Annotated in this window: 1 protein-coding gene; it reads right to left on the bottom strand. The window is 73.1% G+C overall.

The window, feature by feature from the left end; translation table 11 throughout:
• Positions 1-4,440 (bottom strand): SDR family NAD(P)-dependent oxidoreductase (locus V5O46_RS31415; protein WP_332888138.1); only part of this gene is annotated, 4,440 nt, incomplete at its 3' end.
• Between the last annotated feature and the right edge of the window lie 10 nt (positions 4,441-4,450).

The following is a 4,450-nucleotide window of genomic DNA, read 5'->3' as shown; positions in this document are numbered from 1 at the left end:
GGTCAGGACCCGGCTGTCGACCTCGCCGCGCGCGAGCGCGCCCAGCGCGTCGAGGAAGTCGGACCGGTCCTCCGCGACTACGGCGGCCCGGTCGTCCAGCGCGGCCCGTGTGGTGCCGAGCGAGAACGCCAGGTCGGCCATGGGGAGTTCGGGCCGGTCCGCGACGAACGACCGCAGCCGCTCGGCCTGCGCCCGCAGAGCGTCCGTGCCCTGGCCGGAGAGGACCCACGGCAGCGGCCCCGACACGGCGTCGGACGCGTCGGCGACGGCCGGCTCCTCCTCGAACTGCTCGATGATCGCGTGGGCGTTGGTGCCGCTCACACCGAACGACGACACGCCGGCTCGGCGGGGCCGTCCGGTCTCCGGCCACTCGACCGCGTCCCGCAGCAGCGTCACCGCACCGGCGGACCAGTCGACGTGCGGCGTCGGCTCGTCCACATGCAGCGTCCTCGGCAGCACACCGTGGCGCATCGCCATCACCATCTTGATGACCCCGCCCACGCCCGCCGCGGCCTGCGTGTGCCCGATGTTCGACTTCAGGGAGCCGAGCAGCAGCGGCTGTCCGTCCGGCCGGTCCTGGCCGTACGTGGCGATCAGCGCCTGCGCCTCGATCGGGTCGCCGAGCCGGGTGCCGGTGCCGTGCGCCTCGACGGCGTCGACCTCGGCGGCGGTCAGCCGGGCCCGGCCGAGCGCCTGGCGGATGACCCGCTCCTGCGAGGGGCCGTTGGGGGCGGTGAGGCCGTTGCTGGCGCCGTCCTGGTTGACCGCCGTACCGCGCACCAGGCCCAGGACCGGATGCCCGTTGCGCCGGGCGTCCGACAGCCGCTCCAGGAGCAGGACACCGGCGCCCTCGCCCCAGCTGGTGCCGTCGGCCGCCGCGGAGAACGACTTGCTGCGGCCGTCGGGAGCGAGCCCCCGCTGCCGGCTGAACTCCACGAACGTCCCCGGCGAGGCCATCACGGTGACGCCGCCCGCGAGCGCGAGCGTGCACTCGCCGTCGCGCAGTGCCTGGACGGCCATGTGCAGGGCGACCAGCGAGGACGAGCAGGCCGTGTCGACCGTGACGGCCGGGCCCTCCAGACCGAGGGTGTACGCCACCCGGCCGGAGATCACGCTCGCCGCGGTGCCGGTGAGCAGGTACCCCTCGAACCCTTCGGGTGCCTCGCTCATGCGCGGCCCGTACTCGTCCTGCGACGCCACACCGACGAAGACGCCCGCCTGGCTGCCTGCCATCGACCCCGGATTCATCCCGGCCCGCTCGAACACCTCCCAGGACGTCTCCAGCAGAAGGCGCTGCTGCGGGTCCATCGCCTGCGCCTCACGCGGTGAGATCCCGAAGAACTCGGCGTCGAACTCGGCGGCGTCGTAAAGGAATCCGCCCTCGTGGACGTACGACGTGCCCGTACGCTCCGGGTCGGGGTGGTGGAGCGCGTCGATGTCCCAGCCGCGGTCCGTGGGGAACACGGACACCGCGTCCCGGCCGTCGGTGAGCAGCTGCCAGAGGTCCTCCGGCGAGCGCACCCCGCCGGGATAGCGGCAGGCCATGGACACGATCGCGATCGGGTCGTCCTCGGCCGCGGCACCCACTGGGACCGGCACAGGGCGCACGGAGGCGGACTCCGGCGTGCCGGTCGCCTGCGTGTGCAGGAAGCGGGCCAGCGCCTGCGGCGTCGGATGGTTGAACACCAGCGTCGGCGGCAGCTTCAGGCCGGTGACGGCGACGAGCCGGTTGCGCAGCTCGACCGCGGTCAGCGAGTCGACACCGATGTCCTTGAACGCGTGCGAGGCGTTCACCGCGTCCGCGGAGGCGTGCCCGAGCACGGCGGCCGCCTGCGTCCGCACCAGGTCCAGCAGCAGCCGCTCGGCCTCGGCGTCGGAGAGGCCCGACAGATTCTGCGCCGTCCACGTGGCGTCGTCGCCGACTCGCTGGGCACCGGACTCGGCCCGCAGCTCCCGTACGTCCGCCAGGTCGGAGATCAGCGCGCTGGGACGGGCGGCGGTGTACGCCGGCACGAACCGCGCCCAGTCGATGTCGGCGACGGTCACCGTCGCCTCGCCGCGCCCGACGGCTTCTCCCAGTGCGGTAAGCGCCAGGTCGGGCGCCAGGGCCGGCAGCCCGCGCCGCCGCAGTTGCTCGGCGACCTCGCCTGCCGCCATTCCGTCCGCGTCCCAGGGGCCCCATGCCACGGAGGTGGCGGGCAGTCCGAGCGCGTGCCGCTGCTCGGCGAGCGCGTCCAAGTGGGCGTTGGCCGCACCGAAGTTCCCCTGCCCGGCCCGGCCCAGCGTGCCGACCACCGACGAGAACAGGACGAACGCGTCGAGGTCGAGGTGACGCGTGCACCGGTCGAGAAGCCCGGCGGCGGTGGCCTTCGGACGCAGGACGTCGTCGAGGCGCTCGGTGGTGAGCCGGTCGAGCACCGCGTCGGCGAGAACACCCGCGGTGTGGACCACGGCGGTCAAGCCGGGGTGCGCGGAGACGAGAGCACGTACGGCGTCCGGATCGGTGACGTCGCAGGCGGTGAGGGTCACGGTGACGCCCAGCGCGGTGAGGTCGTCGTGCAGGGCGGTGGCCCCGGGGGCCTCGCCGCCGCGCCGGCTGGCGAGGACGAGGTGCTCGGCGCCGTTCTCGGCGGCCCAGCGCGCCACGTGTGCGCCGAGCGCGCCGGTACCGCCGGTGATCAGGACGGTGCCGCGCGGCTGCCAGGACCTACCGCTGCCGGCTGCCGCCCGGGTCAGTCGGCGCGCGAGGACACCGGCCGCGCGGATGGCCACCTGGTCCTCAGCGCCGGACGGAGCGGCCAGTACGGCACGCAGGCGTGCGGCGCCGCGCTCGTCGAGCTGTTCGGGCAGGTCGACGAGCCCACCCCAGCGGTCGGGGTGCTCCAGCGCGGCGACCCGGCCCAGGCCCCAGACCTGCGCCTGGGCGGGCCGGGTGAGCGGATCGGAGCTGCCCGTGCTGACCGCGCCCTGGGTGACACACCAGAGGGGAGCCTGCACACCGGCGTCCCCCAGCGCCTGGAAGAGAGCGAGCGCCGGCGCCGCCGGGGCCACGTGGTCGCCGCCCAGCGCGAGAAGGGACAGCACGCCGGTCACGGCAGCGTTGTCATCACCCGAGCCCAAAGCGTCGGAGGCTTGCTCGGCGTAGCGCGCGCGGTCCGCCTCGGACGGGTCCAGCACGACCTGCCGCCCCCGTACAGCGCGGGTGACAGCACCCACCAGCGCGTCGTCCTCTTGGCCGACGGGAACCACGACCAGCCAGGTACCGACCGGTCCGGCCTGCGGATTGGCGATCGGCCTCCATGCCGCCCGGTAGCGCCAGTTGTCCACCGCCGACACACGATCCAGGCTCTTCCGCCAGGACGCCAGCGCCGCGAGCACCGTACTCAGCGGGGCATCGCCCTCCACCGAGAGCGTGCGGCCGAGCGACTCCCAGTCCTCGTTCTCGACCGCCTCCCAGAAGCGGGTGTCGGCGGTGTCCGGGGAACCGGTCGTGGTCGGGTTGATCCAGTAGCGCTGGTGCTGGAACGGGTAGGTCGGGAGGTCGGTGACGCGGTTGGTGCGCGGGGTGGGCCAGTTGATGGGCCGGCCGTGGGTGTGGAGGTGTGCTGCTGAGGTGAGGAGGCGGGTGAGGGTGCCTTCGCCTCGGCGGAGGGTGCCGGTGGTGAGGGCGTCGGTTGAGGCTTCTTCGATGCTGTAGGTGAGGACGGGGTGGGCGCTGGACTCGATGTAGGTGGTGTGGCCGGACTCGGTGAGCTGCTGGATGGCGGTGTGGAAGTGGACGGTCTGGCGCAGGTTTCGGTACCAGTAGCCGGCGTCGAGCGCCTCGGTGTTCAGGAAGCCGCGCTCTACGGTGGAGAAGAACGGGACGTCTGACCGACGGGGCTCGATTCCAGCGAGGGCGGTGGCGATCTCGTCCTGGATGGTCTCGACGTGGGCCGAGTGTGAGGCGTAGTCGACGGGGATGATCCGGGCCCGGATGTCCTGGCCCTGAAGGTCCGCGACCAGGGTTTCCACGGCGTCCTTGTCGCCTGAAACCACGGTGGTGTTGGGGCCGTTGACGGCGGCGATGCTGACACCGCTGGTCAGGATTTCCTCGACCGCCTGGACGGACTGAGGGATGGAGGCCATGGCGCCCAGCCCGGCAAGGTGTTCACCGATGATCCGTGCGCGTACGGCGACGACCTTGGCCGCGTCCTCCAGGGTGAGGGCGTCGGCCACAGCGGCGGCGGCGATCTCGCCCTGGGAGTGGCCCACCACGGCGTCAGGACGGACGCCCAGGTGCTGCCAGGTGGCGGCAAGGGAGACCATGACGGCCCAGGTGACGGGCTGGATGACGTCGACCCGGTCCAAGTCGGCGCCGGAGCGCAGCACCTCGGTCAGCGACCAGTCGACGTAAGGCGCGAGCGCTTCCTCACAGCGGGCGATGGACTCCGCGAACACAGGCATGGAG

The sequence above is a fragment of the Streptomyces poriticola genome, from assembly GCF_036689765.1.
Classification (GTDB): Bacteria; Actinomycetota; Actinomycetes; order Streptomycetales; family Streptomycetaceae; genus Streptomyces; species Streptomyces poriticola.
This window is presented reverse-complemented; position numbering and strand designations above follow the sequence as displayed.